Consider the following 24,107-nt stretch of genomic DNA (forward strand, 5'->3'; position numbering starts at 1 on the left):
ATTACTTAAAGTGATGTCAGGATGAGGGATGGAAGGGGCCTCCGCCCGCGAAGAGGCGCCATGACGCCGTCGGGTGCTCCCACCGGTCTCTCCGCCCCGGGTCAGCGGACCATCACCGCGCCGGCCCCCACGAACGATCCTCTGAGACAGACAGGAGCCCCCAATGCGCAAAGGCGTTGTTCGCGCCCTGGCCATCCCCCTCGCTCTCGCGGGCGCCGTCGCCGCCACACCGGCCGCCTCCGCCGAGCCCCTCCCGGCCGGGCTGAGGACGGTGGCCGGCAGCCCGGACGGCGGCGTGCCCGCGCGGGCGGGCAAGCAGATCGAGATGTGGGACGGACCGGCCAACATGCGGTCCGGCCCCACATCCTGGGACTCCGTCGTGGGGCAGGCGGGTCCCGGCGTCTACTGGGCCGACTGCCAGCGCACGGGCCAGACGATCTACTACAGAGGCAACAGATCCGAGAACTGGTCGCACATCAACAACAACGGCGTCTGGGGTTACGTGGCGAACGTCTTCGTCAAGGGTCCCGACCCGGTCCCGGGCCTCGGATGGTGTTAGCGGGCGCCGGAAACGACGTGCCCGGCGCCCGATCGGGATGACGCTTCGAACGCCTTCTACCTCGCCACGGCCTCGCCCCGCGCGATGACCGTGCCCTCCGCGGTGCGCAGGTGGCCCTCACCGGTGTAGACCCACTTGGTCGAGGTCAGCTCGGGCAGGCCCATGGGGCCGCGTGCGTGCAGCTTCTGGGTGGAGATGCCGATCTCCGCGCCGAAGCCGAACTCGCCGCCGTCGGTGAACCGGGTCGAGGCGTTGACCGCGACCGCCGCCGAGTCGACCAGGGCGACGAACCGGCGGGATGCTCCGACGGAACGGGTGACGATGGCGTCCGTGTGGCCGGATCCGTACTTCCTGATGTGCGCGACCGCGTCCTCGAGCGAGTCGACGACGGCGGCGGCGATGTCCAGCGAGAGATACTCGACCAGGAAGTCCTCCTCCCCGGCGGGCACCACGTCGCCGCCGTAGGCGGCGATCCTGGCGTCACCATGCACCGTCACGCCCGCGGCCGCCAGGGCGGCCAGCGCGCGCGGCACGAAGGTCTCGGCGACGGCGGCGTGCACCAGGACCGTCTCTGCGGCGTTGCACACCGAGGGGCGCTGCGTCTTGGCGTTGAGCAGGATCTCGATGGCGAGATCGGTGTCGGCGTCGGCGTCGACGTAGACGTGGCAGTTGCCGACGCCGGTCTCGATGACCGGGACCGTCGCCTCCTCGACCACCGAGTTGATCAACGAGGCCCCGCCGCGCGGGATCAGCACGTCGACCAGGCCACGGGCCCGCATGAGCTCCTTGACCGACTCGCGGGTCTGCCCCGGCACGAGCTGCACGGCTCCTGCGGGGACGTCGGTGCCGGCCAGCGCCTCCTGCATGATCCTGACCAGGACCGTGTTCGACTCGTACGCGCTGGACGAGCCGCGCAACAGGGTGGCGTTGCCGCTCTTCAGGCAGAGCGCCGCGGCGTCCACGGTCACGTTGGGACGACCCTCATAAATGATGCCGATCACCCCGAGCGGCACCCTGAGCTGGCGCAGCTCAAGACCGTTCGGCAACGTGCCGCCTCTGATCACCTCGCCGACCGGGTCGGGCAGGTCCGCGACCTGACGCACCGCGTCCGCGACGGCGGCGACCCGGGCCGCATCGAGCCTAAGTCGGTCGATCATGTAGGCGGAGACGCCGCCCTGCTCCGCCCGCTCGACGTCGAGCGCGTTGGCCGCGACGATCTCGGCGGACCTGGCCACCAGGGCGTCGGCGATCGCGCGGAGCGCGGCGTCCTTGGGCGCCCGCGGCAGCGGGGCCAGCTCGGCGGCGGCCTCTTTAGCCGCCAGGGCTACCTTCAGGAAGTCCTCGGACATCTCGCGCTCCAAAAGAACTAGTGGTGGGACTCCAGTATGACGATGTCGTCACGGTGGATGAGCTCGCGTTCATATTCCGGACCGAGGCTGGCGGCCAGCTCACGGGTCGACCGGCCGAGCAGGCCGGGGATCTCCCCCGCGTCGAAGTTGACCAGGCCCCTGGCGACCACCCCGCCGAACGGCCCGCACAGGTCGACCGGATCCCCCGCGGCGAACTCGCCCTCGACCGCGGTGACCCCGGCGGGCAGCAGCGACTTACGGCGCCCGACCACGGCGTCGACCGCCCCCGAGTCCAGGTGGAGCCTGCCCCGCCCCGTGGTCGCGTGGGCCAGCCAGAGCAGGCGGGTGCCCGGATGGCGGCCGTCCGGGTGGAAGCAGGTGCCGATGTCGGCGCCCGCGAGGGCCTGGGCGGCGTGCGCGGCCGCGGTCAGCACGACGGGCACACCCGCGCCGGTCGCGATCCTGGCGGCCTGCACCTTGGTGACCATCCCGCCGGTGCCGACCGCGCCGCCCTTGCCGAGTTCGACCCCGACGAGGTCCTCAGGACCGCGCACGTCGCCCAGCCTGCGGGCGCCGGGACGGCGGGGGTCGCCGTCGTAGAGGGCGTCCACGTCGGACAGCAGCACGAGCGCGTCTGCGTGAGTCAGGTGGGCGACCAGCGCGGCGAGCCGGTCGTTGTCGCCGAAACGGATCTCGTCGGTGGCCACGGTGTCGTTCTCGTTGACCACGGGCACGATGCCGAGCTCCAGCAGCCTGCTCAGCGTGCGCTGGGCGTTGACGTGGTGCGAGCGGCGCATCATGTCGTCGGCGGTCAGCAGCACCTGGCCGACCCGTAGGCCGTACCGGGCGAAGGAGGAGGTGTACCGGGCGACCAGCACCCCCTGCCCGACCGAGGCCGCGGCCTGCTGGGTCGCGAGGTCACGAGGCCTGGACGACAGGCCGAGCGGGCCGAGACCCGCCGCGATCGCGCCCGAGGAGACCAGCACGACCTGCGTGCCCGCCTTCCTGCGGGCGGCGAGCACGTCTACCAGGGCGTCGACCCGGTCGACGTCGATCGTCCCCTGCGGGGTCGTGAGCGATGACGAACCCACCTTCACGACGAGGCGCGAAGCCGTACGGATCCGATCGCGCACAGAGTCCACGAAACGTACACCTTTCCCAGATCACAGGATCACGGAGATCACCGAGAGACAGCAGGCTATCCGAGCCGGTTGTCCGTGCCGCGCGGCCCCTGATGCACGGCCTCCGCGTTGAGCGTCGGCTGCCAGTCGAAGATGTAACCGGTCTCCATGGAGCCGATGACCACCTCGGCGCCCGCCTTCGCGCCCGCCTTGGTGAGCTCCTCCTCGACACCGAGCCGCTCAAGACGGTCGGCCAGGTAGCCGACGGCCTCGTCGTTGGTGAAGTCGGTCTGGCGGATCCACCGCTCCGGCTTGGCCCCGGTGACCTGGAAGGTGTTCTCGTCGACCCTGCGCACAGTGAAGCCCGCGTCGCCGAGCTGCCTGGGCTTGATCACCAGGCGGGTCGGCTCGACAATCGGCGCGGCCTCCCGAGCAGCGGCGACCATCTCGCCCATGGCGTAGGTCAGCTCCTTGAGCCCCTCGTGGGTCGCCGCGGAGATCGAGAAGACCCGCAGGCCCCGCTCCTCGAGCATCGGCCTGACGATGTCCGCCAGCTCGCGGGCGTCGGGGACGTCCGCCTTGTTGAGCACCGCGAGACGCGGCCGGTCCTCAAGCTTGCCATACGCCCTGAGCTCGGCCTCGATCGCCTCAAAGTCGCTGATCGGGTCGCGATCCGGCTCCATGGTCGCGCAGTCGATCACATGCACGAGGGTGTTGCACCGCTCGACGTGACGCAGGAACTCGTGCCCCAGCCCCTTGCCCTCCGAGGCTCCCGGGATGAGGCCCGGCACGTCGGCGACGGTAAAGATGGTTTCGCCCGCGGTGACCACGCCGAGGTTGGGGATCAGTGTGGTGAACGGGTAGTCGGCGATCTTGGGACGGGCCGCGGAGAGCGCCGCGATGAGGGAGGACTTGCCCGCGCTGGGAAAGCCGACGAGCGCCACGTCCGCGACGCTCTTCATCTCCAGCATCACGTCGAGCTCGTCACCGGGCTCGCCGAGCAGCGCGAAGCCCGGCGCCTTGCGCTTGGCCGAGGCCAGGGCGGCGTTGCCGAGCCCGCCGTGCCCGCCCTCGGCGATCACGTAGCGGGTGCCCGCGCCGATCAGGTCGACCAGGACCTCGCCCGTTTCCGCGTTCTTGACGACGGTGCCGTCGGGGACGGCGAGGATGATGTCGGGGCCGTTCGCGCCGTCGCGGTTGGCACCGTGGCCCTGCTTTCCGTTGTCCGCCTTGCGGTGCGGGCGGCGGTGGTAGTCGAGCAACGTCGCGGTGTTGGCGTCGACCTCCAGGATCACATCGCCGCCGCGTCCTCCGTTCCCGCCGTCGGGACCGCCAAGCGGCTTGAACTTCTCCCGATGGACAGAGGCGCAGCCATGTCCCCCGTCACCGGCCTTGATGTGCAGGACCACCTGGTCCACAAAGTCCGGCATGCCTGCTTCCTACCCCTATCTGCGGAAATACCCGTTTAAAACGCGAACAGGGGTGGACCGCGCTACGCGATCCACCCCTGTCGTTGACGTCTGCCGGTGCGGATCTACTCCGCGACCGGGACGATGCTCACCGCGCGACGACCGCGCTTGACACCGAACTGCACGTGGCCGGCGGCCAGAGCGAACAGGGTGTCGTCACCACCGCGGCCGACGTTGTCGCCCGGGTGGAAGTGGGTGCCGCGCTGGCGGACGATGATCTCGCCGGCGTTGACCAGCTGACCGCCGAAGCGCTTCACGCCGAGCCGCTGGGCGTTGGAGTCACGGCCGTTCCGAGTGGACGACGCGCCCTTCTTGTGTGCCATCTCGCAAAACTCCCGAAACTCAGGCCTGGTCGATGCCGGTGATCTTCACCTGCGTGTACCGCTGGCGGTGACCCTGGCGCTTCTTGTAGCCGGTCTTGTTCTTGTACTTGAGGATCCGGATCTTCGGACCCTTGGTCTCACCGAGAATCTCGGCGGCGACGGTGAACTTGCCCGCCTCGGTGGTCACGTCGCCATCGTTGACGACGAGCACCGTCGGCAGCGAAACCGTGGAACCGACCTCGCCGGCGACCTTGTCCACCTCGAGGACGTCACCGACGGAGACCTTCTGCTGCCTGCCGCCGCAACGAACGATCGCGTACACCGCGGAACCCTTCTTCTGACTGCTTGCTCGCTGGATGCTGCGCCCCGCATCCGGCTATGGTCACTGATTCCGACCGACGAACCGGGTAGGCGCGCGAACAGGGCGCGCCACGAGCGCACCGGTTCACCAGGGTACCGGATTACCGGTGTCCTGGTCGAACCGGGCGGAACGTCGGAGGGCCGAACTAGTCGGCCGACTTGGCCTTACGGGAACGTCGCCGCCCCCGGCCCGAAGCCTGTACGGCTTGCGCGTCCTCTCCATGGACGTCATCAAGCGCATCGGTCACCGTATCACGGCCAGACGGCTCGCTGGCCGCTACGGCGTGACCGCCGTCCTTGGCGAGCTTCTCCGCGACGGCCTTCTCAACGGCCATCTTGCCCTGGGTGCCGCGCGGCTCCGGCTTGCTCTCGACCGGCTCGGTCGAAACGTGCAGGCCCCGGCCGTTGCAGCACTCGCAGACGGTCGAGAAGGCCTCCAGCAGGCCCTGCCCGACCCGCTTGCGGGTCATCTGGACCAGGCCGAGCGAGGTGACCTCCGCGACCTGGTGCTTGGTACGGTCGCGGGCCAGGCATTCCAGCAATCGCCGCAGCACCAGGTCCCGGTTGTTCTCCAGCACCATGTCGATGAAGTCGATGACGATGATGCCGCCGATGTCGCGCAACCTGAGCTGGCGGACGATCTCCTCGGCCGCCTCCAGGTTGTTGCGGGTGACGGTCTCCTCGAGGTTGCCGCCCTGCCCGGTGAACTTGCCGGTGTTGACGTCGACGACCGTCATGGCCTCGGTCCTGTCGATCACCAGCGAGCCGCCGCTGGGCAGCCAGACCTTGCGCTCCATCGCCTTGGCGATCTGCTCGTCGATCCGGTAGGCCGCGAAGACGTCTCCGCGCTCGTCCCACCTCGTGAGCCGCTCAGCCAGGTGCGGGGCGACGTAGCGGACGTACTCGTCGACCGTCTCCCACACGTCGTCGCCCGCCACGACCAGCGAGCTGAAGTCCTCGTTGAACACATCGCGGACCACTCGCACCGTCAGGTCGGGCTCGGACGACAGGAGCTCGGGCGCGCTGGCCGACTTGGCCTTGCGCTGAATGTTCTCCCACTGGGCCGACAGCCTGGCCACGTCACGGCCCAGCTCCTCCTCCGAGGCTCCCTCCGCGGCGGTGCGGACGATGACGCCGGCGTTCTCCGGCATCACCTTCTTCAGGATGCTCTTGAGGCGGGTGCGCTCCTTGTCGGGGAGCTTTCGGCTGATCCCGGTCATCGAGCCGTCCGGCACGTAGACCAGGTAACGGCCGGGAAGGCTGATCTGCGAGGTGAGCCGCGCGCCCTTGTGCCCGATGGGGTCCTTGGTGACCTGCACCAGCACCGACTGGCCCGACTTCAGCGCCACCTCGATCCGCTTCGGCTGCCCCTCGAGGCCCGCGGTGTCGAAGTTGACCTCACCGGCGTACAGCACCGCGTTGCGGCCCTTGCCGATGTCGACGAACGCCGCCTCCATGCTGGGCAGGACGTTCTGCACCTTGCCGAGGTAGACGTTGCCCACGTAGGACTGGCTCGCCTCACGGTTGACGTAGTGCTCGACCAGGACGCCGTCCTCGAGCACCGCGATCTGGGTCCGGCCACCGGTGCGACGGACCACCATCACCCGCTCGACCGACTCACGCCTGGCCAGGAACTCCGACTCGGTGATGATCGGCGGACGCCGCCTGCCGAGCTCGCGGCCCTCCCTGCGGCGCTGCTTCTTGGCTTCCAGGCGGGTGGAGCCGCGCACGCTCTGCACCTCGTCCACCGAGGTGCTGCGCCCGGCACGGGGCGCGCGGATCCGCACCACGGTGTTGGGCGGGTCGTCCTGGACCTCCCCCGCGTCGTCGGCGCCCCTGCGGCGACGACGGCGGCGCCTGCGGGAGCTGCCGCTCTCCGGCTCCTCCTCCTGCTCGGCCTCGGCGGAGGTCTCCTCCTCCTGCTGCTCGGAGTCGTCGTCCTCCGACTCGTCGAGCTCGCGTGTCTTGCCCCGTCCTCGGCCGCCCCTGCGGCGGCGACGGCGGCGGCTGCCCGCGTCGTCGTCGCCCTCCGAGTCGTCGTCCTCCGGCTCCTCGGCGGCCTCCGCCTCGGCCTCGACGGGCTCCGGCTCGGGCTGCTGGACCTCGGCGGGCTGCGCCGGGGCGGGGCGGACGGGCTGCTCGGCCCGGTACTGGTCGGGAGCCTGGAACAGCGGCTGGAACACCGCCGCAGGCGCCTGGAAGGCCACGGAGGGGATCTCGAAGCGCTCCTGGGCCGCCAGCCCGAACGGGTCGGCGAACAGGCCGGGGCGTTCCTCGGCGGCCTCCTCGTCCGCGGGCTCGTCGTCCAGCGGCTCGTCGGCGGGCATCGCGAGCAGCAGCGCCGCCGCGACCTCCTCGGCTTCGGCCGTGGTGATGTCCGCGATCCGCTGTACCTCGGCGAGCGCATCCTCCTGGACGGCCTTCTTCCGGGTACGGCTGCGCCTAGCCGGCGCGGGGGCCGCCTCGGCCGCAGGCTCCGCCTGTGTCTCGGCGGACGCGACGGGCTGCGCGGCCGTTTCCCGTAGGGCCGCCGCGTCGAGTTCGAGGGTCGCCTCGGCGACCGGCTCCGGGTCCGCCTTCTTCGTACGGCTACGCCGCGTGGTCGTCGAGGTGCCCGTTGTGGCCGCCCTGCGCCTGGTGACGCGCTTGGGCACCGTCTCCTGAACCGTCTCCGGCTCGGGTGCAGCGACCGCCTCGGATGCGGCCGCTGCCTCGGATCCGGCGACCGGTCCGGACACGACAGCCGGTTCGGGCGCCGCGGCCGGTTCGGGCGCCGCGGTCACCACAACCGGTGGGGCGGTCTCCGGCACCTCCGGCGGAGGACCCGCAGGCCTGCTTGCGGCTCGCCTGCGAGGCGTCGGCTTTGTCTGTTCGTTTGTATCCCCGCCAGGGCCAGTGGCCCCGGTGCTGGGCTCGTTGTCGAGCATGCGGGCGCTCTCCCGTCAGCTCCCGGGCGCGTCTCCGCGCCGCGCGGGAGCTCTCGTCTCTCGCTGTACGCCGGGCCATCAGCCCGGCGCCAAGTCCTATAGGTCGCCGCCGACGTGCCCGCCCACCGGTTCCGCTTCGCCGCCGCGCGTGATGTCGCGGTCCGGGCCGAAGGGGTCGGCGGGCTCACCGGTTCCCACGTCGAGCGGTCCCTGCGCCAGCCTGGTCACCTCGGGGGGCACCGGCGGCGCGAAGCCAGCCACAAGACGCAGTCCGGTAAGAACGTCGTCGGGTCGAACGGCAGGAGTTGCGTGCCGTACAACCATGCGAAGTATGACACATGGCTGACTGGACCCCTGACCTGCTGTTGTCTCAGTTCCCTCTGCAACCTCAAGGCTCAGCACCGCCTCTCGGGCATCGAAGCGGCGCAGTCCCTTTTTGGTCAGGCGCTCGACTTCGACGCGCTCCGCGGCGTTGAACCCCTCGACCGCGGCCTCGGCGAGAGCGGAATCCGCCTGCGGCAGCCGCAGCTCCCACGCCGAGCACTCGAGCCGGTCGGCCAGGTTTCCTCCGGCCGCCTCGATGACGGTCAGCACGTCGAGACCGGGCGGAAGCGAGGTGTCCAGAGCGGCACGCAGCCGGTCGGGGTCACATCGCCGGGTCACGCTGATCTCGAGGTACTCGGCCTCGCTCGCGACTCCGGTGGGCGCGGCCGCGCCCACGTAGGAGATCCTGGGGTGGGGTGAGAAGCCCGCGCTGAACGCCACCGGCACGTCGGCGCGCCGGACCGCGCGTTCCACGGCCCGGGAGATGTCACGGTGGCTGGTGAACCGCAGGCGGCCGCGCTTGGCGTACCGGACGCGCAGGCGCTGCACCACCGGCACAGGCGGAGGCCCATCGGGAACGGGTTTCAGAGTCGTGTCGTCCTTCCCAAGTCGTGGTCGTCGTTTCAGGATAGGCCGTGCTCACGCACGGCCTATCTCAGACAACCGTCAGTGGCAGCAGCTTCTTCCCCGTCGGCCCGATCTGGATCTCGGTGCCCATGGTCGGGCACACGCCGCAGTCGTAGCACGGGGTCCAGCGGCAGTCCTCGACCTCCACGTCGCTGACGGCGTCCTGCCAGTCCTGCCAGAGCCACTCGCGGTCGAGACCGGCGTCGAGGTGGTCCCAGGGCAGCACCTCGTTCTCCTCGCGTTCCCGCGTGGTGTACCAGTCGACATCGACACCCGCCTTGGCGGCGGCGTCCATCCAGCGCTGGTAGGAGAAGTGCTCGCTCCAGCCGTCGAACCGGCCGCCGTCCTCCCACACCGCGCGGATGACCTCGCCGACCCTGCGGTCACCCCGGGAGAGCAGGCCCTCAACGATCGAGGGCTTGCCGTCGTGGTAACGCATGCCGATGGCCCTGCCGTACTCCTTGTCGCCGCGCAGAGCGTCCTTCAACGCCCTGAGCCTGTGGTCGACGACCTCGTGGGAGGCCTGGGCGGCCCACTGGAACGGGGTGTGCGGTTTGGGCACAAACCCGCCGATGGAGACCGTGCAGCGAACATCGCGGGACCCGGTGGCCTCGCGCCCCGCCTTGATGACCTTCCTGGCCAGATCGGCGATGCCCAGCACGTCGGCGTCCTCCTCGGTGGGCAGGCCGCACATGAAGTAGAGCTTCACCTGCCGCCAGCCCTGGCTGTAGGCCGTGCTGACGGTCCTGATCAGGTCTTCCTCCGTGACCATCTTGTTGATCACCTTGCGCATCCGCTCCGAGCCGCCCTCTGGGGCGAACGTCAGACCGGAGCGGCGGCCGTTGCGGGAGAACTCGTTGGCCAGGTCGATGTTGAAGGCGTCGACCCGGGTCGAGGGCAGCGACAGCGAGGTGTTTGTGCCCTCGTACCGGTCGGCCAGGCCCTTGGCGATGTCGCCGATCTCGGAGTGGTCCGCCGACGACAGCGACAGCAGGCCGACCTCGTTGAAGCCGGACGCCTTGACGCCCGCGTCGACCATGTCGCCGATCGTGGTGATCGAACGCTCCCGCACCGGACGGGTGATCATCCCCGCCTGGCAGAAACGGCATCCGCGCGTGCAGCCACGGAAGATCTCCACGCTGAACCGCTCGTGCACGGTCTCGGCCAGCGGGACCAGCGGTTTCTTCGGGTAGGGCCACTCGTCGAGGTCCATGACCGTGTGCTTGTGGACCCGCCACGGCACGCCCGAGCGGTTCGGCGCGACGCGCTGGATCCGGCCGTCGGCGTGGTAGTCGACGTCGTAGAACCTCGGCACGTAGACGCCGCCCGACTCGGCCAGCCGCATCAGCAGCTCGTCACGCCCACCGGGCGAGCCCTCGGCCTTCCACTCACGGATGACCTCGGTGATCGCGATGGCGATCTGCTCGCCGTCTCCCAGCACCGCGGCGTCGAGGAAGTCGGCGATCGGCTCCGGGTTGAAGGCCGCGTGACCGCCGGCCAGGACGATCGGATCGTCCTCGCCGCGGTCCGCGGCCCTCAGCGGAATGCCCGCCAGGTCGAGCGCGGTGAGCATGTTGGTGTAGCCGAGCTCGGTGGAGAAGGAGAGCCCGAACACGTCGAACGCCCGCACGGGACGGTGCGCGTCGACGGTGAACTGGGGCACCCCCTCAGTCCTCATGAGCGCCTCCAGGTCGGGCCAGACCGCGTAGGTCCGCTCGGCCAGTGTTTCCGGCATCTCGTTGAGGATCTCGTAAAGGATCTGGACACCCTGGTTGGGCAGGCCTACCTCGTAGGCGTCCGGATACATCAGAGCCCAGCGGACCGTCGTCTCATCCCAGCTTTTGACGGTCGAGTTGAGCTCACCTCCGACATACTGGATCGGCTTCTGCACCCTCGGCAGGAGCGCTTCCAGGCGGGGAAACAACGACTCGACAGGCATACGGCCAAGACTATCCGCCTAGAAAGGGTGCCACAGGCGGTCGTCGCCCGCCCTGAGCGAGTCGAGCCGGTGCCGCAGCTCGGCGAGAGCGCTCTCATCGCGGTGGGCGTTACGCAGCACGGCGGTGAGGGTCTGCAGCTCACGCATGTCACGCAGCACTGGATACCCCTCCCACCTCGTCGCGTCGTAGCCGTAGGCCTGGCTGAAATTGGCCCGCTGGCGCTCGGTCAACCCGAACCGCACTCCCTGAAGCGTCGGGATCAGGTCGATCTCCCTCGGCCCGGCGCACACGCCGTCCCAGTCGCACAGCAGAAAGCCGTCACGCGTGCGGATCATGTTGCCGCGGTGGGCGTCCCCGTGCACGAGGCCGTACGGCAGCGCGAACTCAAGCCGCTCGTAGTAGGTCTCGGCCAGCGCCTCACAGCGTTCCAAGAGCCAGGCGCGGTCCGTCTCGCCGAGTGCGAGACCGGCCTCGATCGACCTGCGCACCGCGCTGAACGGATCGTGGGTCGGCAGCTCGAACGGCACCGGCGGCAGGTCGTGCAACCGCCGCAGCAGCGGCCCGAGCTGCGCCGGGTCCGGCGGGGGGCCGATGTGCTCCTCGTGGTGCCAGAAGGTCGCCAGAAACCCCTCCGCGACGACCGGCTGCTTGACGTCCAGCGGCCTGATGGTGGGAAACCCCTGCTCAGCGAGCCAGCGTGTGACCTTGACCGAGGTCACCAGGCGGTCGAACTTGCCGGGGGTGTTCGCCTGTGCCAGCCGTACGACTACCCCCTCGGCGGGCAGGTGGTAGACGGTGTTGGCGAAGTCACGCAGCAGCGTGACCCCCTCCGCGTCAAGATCGACCTTCTGGCATGCCTCGTTGAGTGCCATGGCTGCCCTGGTGAGGAGCGAGCCCTCGGCGGCGATCGTCATCGTCCACTCCTGTCTGAAATGGCGTGGTGGGCCCGCTGGGGCAGGCCAACCGCGCAGAAACTCTCGATCTGCCTGGCCAGCTGCTGCCCGCCAGGCCGGGAAGCCAGCAGCTCACGACCCGTGTTGAGCGTCGTGCCCAGGCTGCTGATCCGTCTGTCCGGCGCGAGCGCGAGGATCGGCGCCATCGCCTCCTCCGCACCCGCGGCATCGCCCTCCATGATGTGGGCGACCGTCAGGTGTGCGCTGGCCATGGACTCACACCCGTACGAGCGGTTCTCCCGCTCTCCCGCGGCGTAGAGTGCCAGCGCCTCGCGTGCCGCCTCGATGGCCGAGGCGGGCGCGTCGAGGTGCAGATGGGTGACGGCCGCGTAGTAACGCTCCTTGGCCGGGCGGAACGCGAACTCTCCCCCGATCTCGTCGTGCAACTCGTCGGAGCCACCCGCCCGCGCGTCCTCAGCCTGGCGCAACGCGTCGACCGCCTCCCGCCTGCGGCCCAGCATGGCGTAGGAGCGGGCACGCAGCATGTGCAGGCGAGTCGCGCCCGAGCCGGTGTGCAGGCAGGTCAGGCCCTCCTCCGCGTATCTGGCGGCGTCACTGTAACGCCGGTCCCACAACGCGACCGAGGATTGCATGCCACGCGCCCAGCCCATCAGCGCGGTGTGCCCGGCCACCTTGCCGTAGGTCCACGCGGCCCGCGCGAGGGTGTCGGCGGGGATGCGGCGATCCATGTCCATGCTGACGTTGGCCATCAGCCCGCACAGCGCGCCGGTGAGGAAGTAGAGCTCCCTGGCCTGCCCGGGGTGGATGCGCTTGTCCAGCGCCCTCCTGGTGCGTTCCTGCAACTCCCGCATCTCCACGAACAGCGGCAACGGCGCCTCGGCGACGTAGCGCTTACCGACCCAGATCACCTGCGTCCGCAATCGTTCCAGCGCGCCCGCGCCCAGTTCGCTCGCCTCGGCCTCCTCCGCGTGCGCGCCCGCCTCGTCGGCCGCGACCGTGATCAGGTCGAGGGTCGGGGGCGCGGACGGCGCGGAGCGCAGCTCCTCAGGGGTGTAGTCGTTGGCGAAGCCGAGCTGGACGGGACCGGTCTCGAAGAGCCTGGACAGCAGGTCGGTGTAGTCGCGGTCCGGCCGCGCGCCCGCCTCCCACTCCCGCCATGAGCGCTCGGTCAGGCCGCGCCGCTTGACGCCCTCCCGGTCGCACAGGGCGTGGAAGTGCTCGATGGCCTCCTCAACGGTCCACCCGTGGGCGAGCCGGCGGCATTTGAACCAGCTCTGCTGCGGGCAGCAGCTGCGGATCTCCTCGACCATCTGCTGGATGACGGCCGCGGACGGCGGCCCCGACAGGGCGGCGAGTGTACGGTTGCGGATGATGGTGGCACAGGCGAGGGCGGCGCGATCTCCGCCCCGTGAGCTCTGGGTCATAGGCTTTTTCGGCCCTTTCCCGATGGGGTCGCCCCCACGCTAGTGGTCTGATCGACACCGGGTGGACCTGAGAGCATTTCGCCGGTCGGGGAGAGCGCCCCCCTCATGAACCGCTACCGCCGAAGGGGACCACGGTTCCACCGTTGCGCAGCTGCGCCTGGAACAGCTGCCCGCACAGGCTGCTCGGAGTTTCGGCGAACCACACCGCGGGTGGGCTTCCGGCCGAAACCGCGGCCCAGCGACCCTTGCTGAACACGATCCTGTAGTCGGGGAACGCTGTACGCAGCAGTTCCAGTGCCCGTTGCCGCTCGGCGAGCTCCGATATCACGGCCCCTCCGTCATCGCGAGTTCCGTCATCGTTCCCAGAATGTTCGCTTGACTCACAGAAATCCAGTGAGAATTCAGAGGGGCGAACATGCGGACGGCTCTCATGTTCGCTGATTCAGAATGGTTGTTCGCGAATGTGGATAGCCTGGAGCAACCCGATAGCGATCATATTGGCGAAGGTCGCAGTCCCGCCATAGGAGACAAACGGGAGCGGAAGACCCGTGATCGGCATGATTCCAATCGTCATCCCGATGTTGACGAAGGACTGGAAGGCCAGCCAGCAGACGATCACCCCGGCCACCAGGGTGCCGAACCGATCGTCGCACTGCCGAGCGATCCGCATCCCGCGCAGCAGGATCACACCGATCAGAGCCACCACGGTAACCGACCCGAGGAAGCCGAACTCCTCCCCCGCCACGGTGAAGATGAAGTCGGTGTGCTGCTCGGGCACGAAACGCCCGGTCGTCTGGCCTCCCTCGAACAGCCCCTTGCCGAACAGCCCTCCCGACCCGATCGCGATCAGAGACTGGGTGCTGTTGTAGCCGACGCCGCGCGGGTCGCTCGCCGGGTTCAGGAAGGCGGTGAACCGCGCGATCTGGTACGGCTCCAGCACATCGAACAGCCAGACGGCCACCGCCCCGCAGACCACGAGCAGGCCGAGCCCGAAAACCCAGCGCTTACGGACACCTCCGATCACGATCGCACCGGCGGTGATCACCCCGAGGACCATCGTGGTGCCCAGGTCGGGCTGGAGCATCACCAGCCCCATGGTGAACCCGGCGACTCCCAGCGAGAGCCCGACGTCCAGCGTGCGAGGCCGGCCGGTGTCCCTGACCGGCTTGGCCAGCAGCATGGCGAGCATCAGCACCAGTCCGAGCTTGGCGAACTCGGAGGGCTGGAAGGCGAAACCGCCGCCCAGCATGATCCACGAGTGGGCGCCGTTCACGGTCGCGCCAAGCGGCGTGACGACCAGGACGAGCCCGATCAGGCTCACGCCATAGACCAGTGGCGCGTAGGTTCGCAGCGACCTGTGGTTGACCATCACCGCCGCGCTGGTCAGCGCGATCCCGATGGCCACGTTGAGGATGTGCTTCTTGACGAGCCCGGTCGAGCCGGGCGCCCAGGTCCTGGTCGACGACCAGACCAGCATCGTGCCGATCACCGTCAGCGCCGCGACGGCGACCAGCAGCACCCCGTCCATCCTGCGCACCGCCGAGGACGCCGCGACCGCCCTGCGCGCGAAGGAACCACCGCTCGGCACCGCCATCGGGCGACTCACCGGGCCACGGTCCCGTCCCGCTTGATCATCGGCAGATCGGCGGCCGGCCTGTGGTCCGGCAGCGCGGCACGGACCGGCTTCCCCTTGACCTGACCGGCCTGGGAGGTGAAGCCGTAGATGCCCTCGTAGATCTTCCGTACGGCCGGAGCCGCGGTCTGACCGCCCATCCCGCCCTGGGAGACCATGACGACGACCACGAACCTGGGTTTGTCCGCGGGCGCGAAGGAGGCGAACCAGGAGGTGTCGGCCTTACCGTAGACCTCGGCCGTGCCGGTCTTTCCGCCGACCTTGACCTTGTCCATGGGGAACCCGGCGAAGGCTCCGGCGGCCGTACCGTCCGAGGCGACCTCGCTGAGCGCCCCCTTGATGTAGGCCCGTTCCGCCGAGGAGATCGGTAGCCTGCCGACGACCGGAACCTTGATCTCCTTGACCATGGTGCCGTCGGGCCGCACCAGCGCCCAGCCGAGGCGGGGGCTGCGCAGCCTGCCGTCCCCGACCAGCGCCGCGTAGGCCGCGGCGAGCTGCAGCGGGGTCACCAGCACATCCCCCTGCCCGATGGAGAAGTTGGCCGCGTCACCGGGCCGCCACTGGTAGCCCTCAAGGCAGTTCTCGTACGCGAGCTGCTTGAGGAAGGTCGCCCTTCCCGGACTGGTCCTGGCGACCTCCGGATAGCCGGACTTGGCCCGCCTGCAGTTCTCCGTCTTGGTCACGGCCCACAGCTGCTTCTTCCACTCGCGGTCGGGGATGCGTCCCGCCGACTCGCCTGGCAGGTCGATGCCCGTCGGCCTGCCGAACCCGAAGGAACGCGCCATGGCCGCCATCGGCTCCTTGGTCTTTCCCCTGGGCCGCAGCCCGCCGTCACGCAGCCACTGCTCGTACGCCGCCTTGTAGAAAATCGTGTCGCAGGACTTCACCAGCGCCGTGTGCAGGGTGAGGGTGCCCATCCCGATGCCGTGAAAGTTGTTGAACGGCCTGCTACCGACCATGAAGGAGCCGGGGCAGTCGTAATGGCCGTGCAACGGGTAGCCGTCGTTGAGCATCGCGGAGACCGAGGAGACCTTGAACGTCGAGCCCGGCGCGAACTCCCCCTTGATGGCCCGGGAGACCAGCGGCCTGCCCGCCTTTCCCGACAGCAGCCGTTGATACTCGGGCTCGGAGATGCCCCCCGTCCACACCGCCGGATCGTAAGTCGGCGCGCTGGCCAGCGCCACCACCCTGCCGGTCCGCACATCGAGCACAACCCCCGCCGCCCCATCCGCGGTCGGCGCCGACTTCATGGCCTCCGCCAGAGCCTTCTCCGTGACCGCCTGCACCTTGGCGTCGATGCTGGTGATGAGCGTGTCGCCCGGCGTCGGCTGCACCTGGCGCTCGATCCCGATCACCTTGCCGAGCCGGTCGACCTGCACCCGCCGCAACCCGGGAATTCCCCGCAACTGCTTGTCGTAGACCGCCTCGAGGCCGTCGCGGCCAACCAGGTCGACCCCGGAGAACACCGCTTTGAACCCGTCACGCTTCTCCAGCTCCTCCTGCGTGATCGGCTGCAGGTAGCCGAGCGCCTGCGCGCCCGAGGTGCTGCCGGGGTACTCCCTGACGGCCTGCACCTCGGCGGTGACCCCGGGAAACTCCTCCTGCCGTTCCAAGATCTGCAGCGCCTCACGGGTGGTGACGTCGTCGTCGATCGGGATCGGCTGGTACGGCGAGCCGGGCCAGCAAGGCCTGGTGACCCCGGGGCCGCACGCCCTGATGCGCATGCGCAGATCCGCAGGCCTGCGGTTCAGCACCGTGGCGAGGCGCTGCAGCACGACCCTGCCGTTGCCCTCCATCCGATTGAGGCTCGTGCGGTCGACGGAGACGACGAGCCTGGTCCGGTTGCGCACCAGCGGACGCCCGGCCGAGTCGAGGATCTGCCCGCGTACCGCGGGCACCATCACGTCACGGGTGCGCGTCTCCGTAGCCGCCTCGACGAACTCCGCTCCGCGCACCACCTGCACCTGCCAGAGCCGTACGGCCAGCAGCGCCAGCAGCGAGATCACCAGAACCTGGAGCATCACCAGCCTGCCCCGTGTCCGGATCATGCCCGCCTCCCGGGGAGCCGCACCGGTGAGGACACCCCCCGTACACAGCGCCCACAGCACCCGCGGCGCCGCCCGCTCATCTGCGCCCCCGCACGAGATGCGCCAGGGGTCGCAACTCCCGCTCACGGGGCCCCTTGACGACCCTCATCACCAGCCACACTGTCGGCGGCGCGGCCAGCAGGTTGTAGCCGATCGCCCAGGGCAGCGTCGTGGTGAGCACATCCCCGTCGATCTGGGCGTCGCCGAGCAACGCGCTGGTCACCGCGACGGCGGGCGGCCCGGCCGCCGCACAGGCCAGCGCGGCGAGCAGCCTGGCTTCGGGACGGCTGTCGGCCACCCTGCCCGCCATGAACCCGATCAGGCACAACACCAGGGCGTACTGCCCGAGGACGTGCGCGGCGGGCGGCAGCACATCGCCGACGAGCCCGGCGCAGAAACCCATGACCGCCCCCGCCGTCGCGCCGCGGACCAGCGCGTATCCCACGACGACAAGCAGCACGAGGTCGGGCGCCGCCCCGCCGGGCAGCGGCAGCCGGTTCACGACCGTCACCTGGATGACCATGGAAAGCAGGAGCACCCCGGCGGACAGCACGTCACGGCCCACTGTCAGACCCCCTCACGCGGCACGTCCGGCAGCACGGCGTCACGCGGGTTGCGCCTGGGCGCCTGCACCACGACGCCGACCACGTCCAGCGCGGTGAGGTCGGCGTAGGGGCGCGCGTAGGCGATCCTGGTCAGCTCTCCCGGCGTCGCCTCCACATGCTCGACCACCCCGATCGGAACCCCCGCGACGTACGGCGCGCCACGCTGTGAGCCGAAGCTGACGATACGGCGCCCGGGAACGACCTGCGCGGTCGAGTCGAGCAGGCGGAAACGAAGAAGACGGCCGTTCTGCCCGACCCCGTTCACCAGCCCGATCTCGTTGCTCCCCTCGAGGCGTGCCCCCGCCGCCGAGGCGGGGTCGCTGAGCAGGACCACGGTGGAGGTTGAGGTGCTCACCTGGACCACCCTGCCGACCAGGCCATCGCCGTTCAGCACGGTCATCTCGGAGCGCACCCCGTCGGCGCTGCCCACGTCGAGCTGGACGGCCTCCTCGAACCCGGGTGTGCCGCGCCGCGCGATCACCTGGGCGGGCACCAACCTGTATCCGGCGATCCCCGCGACACCGAGCAGGCGGCTCAGCTCCGCCGAGTGCCGGCGGTCCAGGGCCTGGGCCATCAGGTCACGCCTGAGCCGCTGGTTCTCCGCGCGCAGGCCGTCCATGCGGCGCTGCGCGTCCGGCGCGGCCGCCATCGTCTCGAAGAACCGCCCGATCGGCCGGACGAGACTCGCTCCCGCGCTCTCCGCGGCGCCGAACAGCTCGGCCCCCACCTCCCTGAGCGGGCCCAGCGGGGAGTTCGCCCCCGCCCGATGGTCGACGGTCATGAGCACGAGCGCCGCGGCCAGCAGCACTCCCAGGCTCATCCGTGCCCGGCGCGTGTCTCTCATCAGTGCCGCGGCTCCGGCACCAGGACCTGCTGTAGCGCGTCGAAGTCCTCGACGCACTTGCCTGAGCCGAGGGCGACGGAGTCGAGCGCGTTGTCCACCAGGTGGATCGGCATGCCCGTCTCGCCCTTGAGCCGCTCGTCCATGCCCTTGAGCAGCGCACCACCCCCGGTGAGCGCGATCCCTCTGTCCATCAGGTCTCCGGAGAGCTCGGGCGGGCACTTGTCCAGCGTCGTCTTGACCGCGTCAACGATCACGTTCACCGGCTCCTCGGTGGCCTTGCGGATCTCTGCGGCCGAAACGACGATCGTCTTGGGCAGGCCGGTAACCAGATCACGACCGCGGATCTCGGCGTGTCCCTCCTCGGGGAGCGGACAGGCGGAGCCGATCGCCATCTTGATCTCCTCGGCGGTCCGCTCGCCGAGCATGAGCGAGTGCTCCTTCTTGGCGAAGGTGATGATCGCCTGGTCCAGCTCATCCCCACCGACCCGGATCGACTGGCTGGTCACGACACCGCCCATCGAGATGATCGCCACCTCGGTCGTCCCGCCGCCGATGTCGACCACCATGTTGCCGGTCGGCTCGTGCACGGGCAGCCCCGCCCCGATCGCGGCGGCCATCGGCTCCTCGATGATGTAGACCCCGCGGGCGCCCGCCTGGTATCCGGCCTCCTTGACGGCTCGCTGCTCGACCCCGGTGATGCCGCTCGGCACCGCGATGATGATGCGCGGCTTGGCGTAGTGGCGACGTTTGTGCACCCGCTGGATGAAGTAGCGGAGCATACGCTCGGTGACGTCGAAGTCGGCGATCACACCGTCCTTGAGCGGCCGGATCGCCATGATGTTTCCGGGAGTCCTGCCGATCATGCGCTTGGCCTCGATACCGATGGCCACGATTTTTCCCGTGGTCGTGTTTATCGCGACGACGGACGGCTCGTTGAGAACGACGCCGCGGCCCCGCACGTAGACGAGGGTGTTGGCGGTGCCGAGATCGACCGCCATGTCGCGGCCGAGGAAGGCAAGCTTGCTGCTCATGAGGAAGGCGGCCCTCCTTCCATCAGGTCGTCGGCGAAAACTACAGAACGCACTCGAATCGTAACGTGACGTACCCACCCCTGAGCGCAATGAGGCCCCCAGCTCCGGGAAAATCTTAAGTGGCCTCAAACACGCCGAGCCCCGTCGCCCTTGTGGGCGGCGGGGCTCGGCGAGGCCGGAAGACTAGAAACGGTCCGGGAAGAAGAGCTTGATCTCGCGGGCGGCGGACTCGGCCGAGTCGGAGCCGTGGACCACGTTCTCACCGATCTCCAGGGCGTGGTCGCCACGGATGGTGCCGGGGGCCGACTTGACCGGGTCGGTCAGGCCCGCGAGGGAACGGAAGGCCTCGACGGCGCGGGGGCCCTCCGCCACCAGCGCGACCAGCGGGCCCGAGGTGATGAACTCGACCAGCTCGCCGAAGAACGGCCGCTCGGAGTGCTCGGCGTAGTGCGTCTTCGCGGTGTCGGCGTCCAGGGTGCGCAGCTCGAGCGCCGCGACCTTCAGGCCCTTGCGCTCGATCCGGGCGATCACGTCGCCGATGAGACCACGCGCGACACCGTCGGGCTTGATCAGGACAAGAGTGCGCTCGGACACTGAGGTTCTCCTTTGAACGGGAATGACTCGCGGACTGCGATGAACGCGCGAAGTTTACCGTCCCCGGCCCGATTCCCAGTGGTCGGCGACGTCACGGGCGGTCGGCTCCGTCCCCCAGCGCCCCCTCGGGGGACGGGGTCGGCGGCGGAACCACCGGCAGCGCGCCGGGCTTCTCCGGCCCGGTCCCCGGCTCCGGCCCCGGTTCCGGCCTCGAGCCCGGCGTGGGCACGGTGCCCGGCCTCGGCCTCTGGTCCGTCTTCGGCTCCGGCTCGTTCTTCGGCTCTGCCTGCTCCGGGCTGTCCTCCTCGAACTCGTCCGCCGCCATGGAAGCGGCCTTCCCGCCGCCCTGCCCTGCCGGTGAGCCGGCCGCGGGCGGATCGGGGTCGACCGGTGGCGCCGGCGCGGGAATCGCGGGAGCCACCCCCTGGGAGACCTCGTCCATGGGAACGTCGTCGAGCCCCTCGACCGGAGGCAGCTCGACCCGTGGGAGGCCGCCTGCCGTACCGGCACGCGTCTGGGGGGAACGGCGGGCCAGGGCCGCGCCGAGCACGATCGTGACGACCACCAGGCCGCCGCCGACCAGGGCCCACATGTGCAGGGCCCCCACGAACGCGTCGACCATCGCCTGCGGGGTCCTGGCCCTTTGCAGGAGGGTGAGTTGGATCCCGGTGCCCAGCAGGAAACCGGACAGGACCCCGGGGAAGAGCAACGAGAGCGCAAAGAGCGCGGCACCCACGCCGGAAGAACGCAGCGCCGAGGTCACGGCGACCGCGGCGCCGACCGTGAGCAGCGCGAACGGGAAGATCAACGCGGGCCCCTCCGCCGCGGGCAGGAACAGCCTGACGACGCACAGCCCGGCGACCACGAGCGCCAGACCGCCCGCGGCACACAGCGGCACGACGGCACCGCCGAGCCTGCTCACCACGACCGCGGCGACCAGGCCCGCGATCCCGGCGACCACGAACGCGGGCCACAGGCCGGAGAGCCCCGGACCGCTCAGCCCGCCCAGCTCGACGTTAGTGACCTGCGCCGCGGTCGGCAGGACGACGACGCCGATCACGAGCGTCGTGTAAGCGGGCACCCTGCCGGTCACGCCCTCGAACCCGTTCGCCGAGGCCAGGAGGAAAAGCGCGAAGATGAACAGCGCCGCGGCGAGGATGAGCAGGCCGGGCGGCCAGTCGAACGTCGTGCCCAGAGCCAGCGCGGCGACCGCCGCGGCAAGCCCCGCCGCGACCGGCAGGCGCCCGCGCTCCACGACGCCGGGGCCCGCGGCACCGTCGCCGTTTCTCATCCAGAGCACGAGGTAGACGGCGGCGAGTGCCAGGGCGACGCCCGTGAGCATGGGGTACGGCTGGAGCGTGACCCTCCAGGACCTGACCTCGTCGAGAGGCCACAGAGCCAGCGCCTGCGCGGCCATGAGGCTCGTCGCCAGCATGCCCGCCCAGACGGCGCGCAGAGCCGGGGACCGCCCCCAGACCGCCACGAGGCTGGCCGGCACCAGCAAACCCGCTCCCACGCCGTGCAGGACCCGCAGAACCCCGACCAGAGGCGTGGACTCGGCGTACCCTCCCGCCGCGTCCGCGAGCGCCAGCGAGGCCAGCCCGACGACCAGGATCGGGACGGCGCGCACCCGGCGTAAGAACAGCGCCGCCAGCGGCACGGTCAGCACCATCGCGGGCAGCGCGAGCCCGTGCGCCCTGACCATCTCGACCTGCGAGATGTCCGGCGGGAGCAGCGCCGCGACCACGGAGACGGTGTTGGGGATGGCGACGATCGCCAGCGGAAGCGTCACCGCGACGAGCAGCCCAAGGACGACGTCGAGCATCAGCGAGGCACGGAGGGGGCGCGCCAGGTCGGCGGACCCGGCGGCCACCCCCCGGGTCGGCTGAATGGGAGGGACGGCCATGTTGGCCGACTTTAGCGGGAAGTCACGCCCTCGACACGGCGAGCGACGAATATCGCCGTGATCCACAGCGCCGCGAACACGGCTCCCAGGAAGAACATGGTCGGAACCAGGAAACCCGCGGCTATCGCCAGAACCTGAATCACACTTCCCAGGATGTAGGCGAAGGGACGTTTCAGCATTCCCGCCGCCAGGACGCACAGAACCGCCAGGCCGATCCCGACCGTCACCGCGACGGTGGGCGGGACCCCCTGAGTGTTGATCGCCACCGGTGTGAACAGCCCGACGACGATCGCCTCCATGCCCAGCACGCTGGCGCAGAGCCGCCGCATGCCCGGGGTGACGGTGAACATCTCTCGCCTCTCCCCTTCTGCCCGGGTCACGTGGCCTCCCCCGCCTTCAACAGCAGCCGCGCGTCTCCGGCCGTGACCACGGACCCGGTGATCAGCACTCCGGCCCCGCCGAACTCCCCCTCCTCGTCGGCCAGGCCGATTCCGGTGTCGATCGCCTCGTCAAGGCGCTCGGCCACGCGGACCCGGTCCGGCCCGAAGATCTCCCTGGCCAGTGCGGCGAGCTCGTGCGGCTCCATGGACCTGGGCGAGGAGTTCCTGGTCACCACGATCTCGTCCATCATGGGCTCGAGCAGCTCCAGGATGCCTCGGACGTCCTTGTCGGCGAACATCGCCACCACACCGATGAGCTTGGCGAAGCCGAACGACTCGTGGACGGCCTCCAGGGTCGCCTGCACCCCGCCCGGGTTGTGCGCGGCGTCGACGAGCACCGTCGGGCCCCGTCGTACGACCTCGAGCCTGCCGGGCGAGCGCACCTGTAGGAACGCCTGCCGTACCAGCTCGGGGTCGAGGGGGTCCTCACCGGCGGTCAGCGCCTCGACGGCGGCCAGCGCGCAGGCGGCGTTGCTCGCCTGGTGCGCGCCGTACAGGGGAAGCAGAACCTCCTCGTAGGTCCCCTTGAGACCCTTGAGGTGGAGCAGCTGGCCGCCGATCGCCAGCTCCCTGCCGAGCACACCGAACTCCAGGCCCTCTCTGGCCACGGTCGCCCCCATCTCGACCACCCTGCGCATCAGCACCTCCGCCGCGGGGAGCTCCTGCTGCGCGAGTATCGCGGTTGCTCCGGGCTTGATGATGCCCGCCTTCTCACCCGCGATCGTCGCGACGTCCGGGCCGAGATAGTCGACGTGGTCCAGCGAGATCGGGGTGATGACGGCGACCGTGCCGTCGGCGACGTTGGTCGCGTCGAAGCTGCCGCCCATGCCCGTCTCGATGACCGCGACGTCGACGGGAGCGTCGGCGAAAGCGGCGAAGGCCATCGCCGTGAGCGTCTCGAAGAAGGAGAGCCTGCGCCCCTGGGCGTCGATCATCTTGAGGTAGGGCTCGATGTCCTCGTAGACCTCGGTGAAACGCTCCTCACTCAGCGGGAGGCCGTCCACGGAGATGCGCTCGCGCATGGACACGAGATGCGGGCTGGTGAACCGGCCGACACGCAGGTTGCGCTCACGCAGGATCGTCTCGATCATGCGCGTCGTGCTCGACTTCCCGTTGGTGCCTGCGACGTGCACGACCGGATACGCGTGCTGCGGGGAACCAAGCACGTCCATGAGCGCGGCGATCCTGTCGAGAGAGGGCTCGAAGTTCCACTCGACGCCGCGTTCCATGATTGCTTGTTCGACCGCTCGATATTCCACGCCTCAAGCCTACTGACCTCACCGGCGACCTCTTTACAGGCCCGAGGGACGCCCTGAAGGTGGCCGGGAAGGGGAGGGCAGCACGGCGCCGACGCCAACCCGGTCGGCACCGACGAACAGGGCCCACCGCTGAGCAACCCCGCCACAACACCGACAGACCCCAGAAAAAGGCTCAAAAAAGGCCCAAAAAAGACCTAGGAAAGGCCCTGGAAACGCAAAAAAGGGCCACCCGAACCGGGTGACCCTCAAAAATGCAGAAGGAGGGCCACCCAAACAGGTGACCCTCCCTCAAAAGATTGTCCGGCGGCGACCTACTCTCCCACACCGTCCCCGGTGCAGTACCATCGGCGCTGAAGAGCTTAACTTCCGGG

General features: G+C 69.8%; 21 protein-coding genes and 1 rRNA gene. 1 reads left to right on the plus strand and 21 read right to left on the minus strand.

Annotated elements, in window-relative coordinates; translation table 11 throughout:
- Positions 1-163 precede the first annotated feature (163 nt).
- Entirely contained in the window at positions 164-559 is a 396-nt protein-coding gene (locus AB0395_RS31585; protein WP_366287392.1) for a hypothetical protein, read from the plus strand.
- A gap of 56 nt (positions 560-615) precedes the next feature.
- Here AB0395_RS31585 and AB0395_RS31590 read toward each other — a convergent pair whose 3' ends face one another.
- The 21 genes from AB0395_RS31590 to rrf all read right to left on the minus strand — a co-directional run.
- Entirely contained in the window at positions 616-1,908 is a 1,293-nt protein-coding gene (locus AB0395_RS31590) for a glutamate-5-semialdehyde dehydrogenase (RefSeq protein ID WP_366287393.1), read from the minus strand.
- 17 nt (positions 1,909-1,925) lie between these two features.
- Positions 1,926-3,050, minus strand: a complete 1,125-nt coding sequence (proB, locus tag AB0395_RS31595) for a glutamate 5-kinase (RefSeq protein WP_366287395.1) — start codon at positions 3,048-3,050, stop codon at positions 1,926-1,928.
- Between the two features lie 56 nt (positions 3,051-3,106).
- Complete coding sequence (obgE, locus tag AB0395_RS31600) at positions 3,107-4,459, minus strand: GTPase ObgE (protein ID WP_366287396.1); 1,353 nt, start codon at positions 4,457-4,459, stop codon at positions 3,107-3,109.
- 104 nt (positions 4,460-4,563) lie between these two features.
- Positions 4,564-4,821, minus strand: coding sequence for a 50S ribosomal protein L27 (gene rpmA / locus AB0395_RS31605; RefSeq protein ID WP_012893687.1), 258 nt, complete (start codon positions 4,819-4,821; stop codon positions 4,564-4,566).
- Between the two features lie 19 nt (positions 4,822-4,840).
- The gene (gene rplU, locus AB0395_RS31610; RefSeq protein WP_271223379.1) at positions 4,841-5,143 is read right to left on the minus strand and encodes a 50S ribosomal protein L21; all 303 of its coding nucleotides are present in this window, start codon (positions 5,141-5,143) and stop codon (positions 4,841-4,843) included.
- A gap of 184 nt (positions 5,144-5,327) precedes the next feature.
- The gene (locus AB0395_RS31615) at positions 5,328-8,108 is read right to left on the minus strand and encodes an Rne/Rng family ribonuclease (RefSeq protein ID WP_366287399.1); all 2,781 of its coding nucleotides are present in this window, start codon (positions 8,106-8,108) and stop codon (positions 5,328-5,330) included.
- Between the two features lie 96 nt (positions 8,109-8,204).
- Positions 8,205-8,984: a TIGR03936 family radical SAM-associated protein gene (locus AB0395_RS31620; protein WP_366287401.1), complete on the minus strand. Its 780-nt coding sequence runs from the start codon at positions 8,982-8,984 to the stop codon at positions 8,205-8,207.
- Positions 8,985-9,087: 103 nt separating this feature from the next.
- On the minus strand, positions 9,088-10,998 hold the full coding sequence (locus AB0395_RS31625) for a TIGR03960 family B12-binding radical SAM protein (protein ID WP_366287402.1): 1,911 nt from the start codon (positions 10,996-10,998) through the stop codon (positions 9,088-9,090).
- A gap of 18 nt (positions 10,999-11,016) precedes the next feature.
- Positions 11,017-11,913 carry an aminoglycoside phosphotransferase family protein gene (locus AB0395_RS31630; protein WP_366287403.1) on the minus strand — a complete coding sequence of 299 codons (897 nt, stop codon included), beginning with the start codon at positions 11,911-11,913 and terminating at the stop codon, positions 11,017-11,019.
- Positions 11,910-13,337: a hypothetical protein gene (locus tag AB0395_RS31635; RefSeq protein ID WP_366287405.1), complete on the minus strand. Its 1,428-nt coding sequence runs from the start codon at positions 13,335-13,337 to the stop codon at positions 11,910-11,912. Before AB0395_RS31635 ends, AB0395_RS31630 begins: the two co-directional genes overlap by 4 nt.
- 103 nt (positions 13,338-13,440) lie before the next feature.
- Positions 13,441-13,665 (minus strand): hypothetical protein, encoded by a 225-nt coding sequence (locus tag AB0395_RS31640; protein ID WP_366287407.1) that lies wholly within the window; start codon positions 13,663-13,665, stop codon positions 13,441-13,443.
- 114 nt (positions 13,666-13,779) lie between these two features.
- The gene (gene rodA / locus AB0395_RS31645) at positions 13,780-14,943 is read right to left on the minus strand and encodes a rod shape-determining protein RodA (RefSeq protein WP_366287409.1); all 1,164 of its coding nucleotides are present in this window, start codon (positions 14,941-14,943) and stop codon (positions 13,780-13,782) included.
- Positions 14,940-17,018 (minus strand): penicillin-binding protein 2, encoded by a 2,079-nt coding sequence (gene mrdA, locus AB0395_RS31650; protein ID WP_366287411.1) that lies wholly within the window; start codon positions 17,016-17,018, stop codon positions 14,940-14,942. Before mrdA ends, rodA begins: the two co-directional genes overlap by 4 nt.
- A gap of 76 nt (positions 17,019-17,094) precedes the next feature.
- Positions 17,095-17,622 carry a rod shape-determining protein MreD gene (gene mreD / locus AB0395_RS31655; protein ID WP_366287413.1) on the minus strand — a complete coding sequence of 176 codons (528 nt, stop codon included), beginning with the start codon at positions 17,620-17,622 and terminating at the stop codon, positions 17,095-17,097.
- Positions 17,623-17,624: 2 nt separating this feature from the next.
- Positions 17,625-18,506 (minus strand): rod shape-determining protein MreC, encoded by an 882-nt coding sequence (gene mreC / locus AB0395_RS31660; protein WP_366287414.1) that lies wholly within the window; start codon positions 18,504-18,506, stop codon positions 17,625-17,627.
- The gene (locus AB0395_RS31665) at positions 18,506-19,537 is read right to left on the minus strand and encodes a rod shape-determining protein (protein ID WP_366287416.1); all 1,032 of its coding nucleotides are present in this window, start codon (positions 19,535-19,537) and stop codon (positions 18,506-18,508) included. The genes mreC and AB0395_RS31665 overlap by 1 nt, the downstream gene beginning before the upstream one ends.
- Positions 19,538-19,720: 183 nt before the next feature.
- Entirely contained in the window at positions 19,721-20,131 is a 411-nt protein-coding gene (gene ndk, locus AB0395_RS31670; RefSeq protein WP_366287418.1) for a nucleoside-diphosphate kinase, read from the minus strand.
- Positions 20,132-20,222: 91 nt separating this feature from the next.
- Positions 20,223-22,037, minus strand: a complete 1,815-nt coding sequence (locus AB0395_RS31675) for a hypothetical protein (RefSeq protein WP_366287420.1) — start codon at positions 22,035-22,037, stop codon at positions 20,223-20,225.
- An 11-nt stretch (positions 22,038-22,048) separates the two neighbouring features.
- Positions 22,049-22,417 carry a DUF4233 domain-containing protein gene (locus tag AB0395_RS31680; protein WP_366287422.1) on the minus strand — a complete coding sequence of 123 codons (369 nt, stop codon included), beginning with the start codon at positions 22,415-22,417 and terminating at the stop codon, positions 22,049-22,051.
- Positions 22,414-23,706 (minus strand): folylpolyglutamate synthase/dihydrofolate synthase family protein, encoded by a 1,293-nt coding sequence (locus AB0395_RS31685; RefSeq protein WP_366287423.1) that lies wholly within the window; start codon positions 23,704-23,706, stop codon positions 22,414-22,416. The genes AB0395_RS31680 and AB0395_RS31685 overlap by 4 nt, the downstream gene beginning before the upstream one ends.
- 328 nt (positions 23,707-24,034) lie before the next feature.
- Positions 24,035-24,107, minus strand: a 5S ribosomal RNA gene (gene rrf / locus AB0395_RS31690); the annotation flags it as partial.

Source organism: Streptosporangium sp. NPDC051023 (assembly GCF_040689595.1).
Classification (GTDB): domain Bacteria; phylum Actinomycetota; class Actinomycetes; order Streptosporangiales; family Streptosporangiaceae; genus Streptosporangium.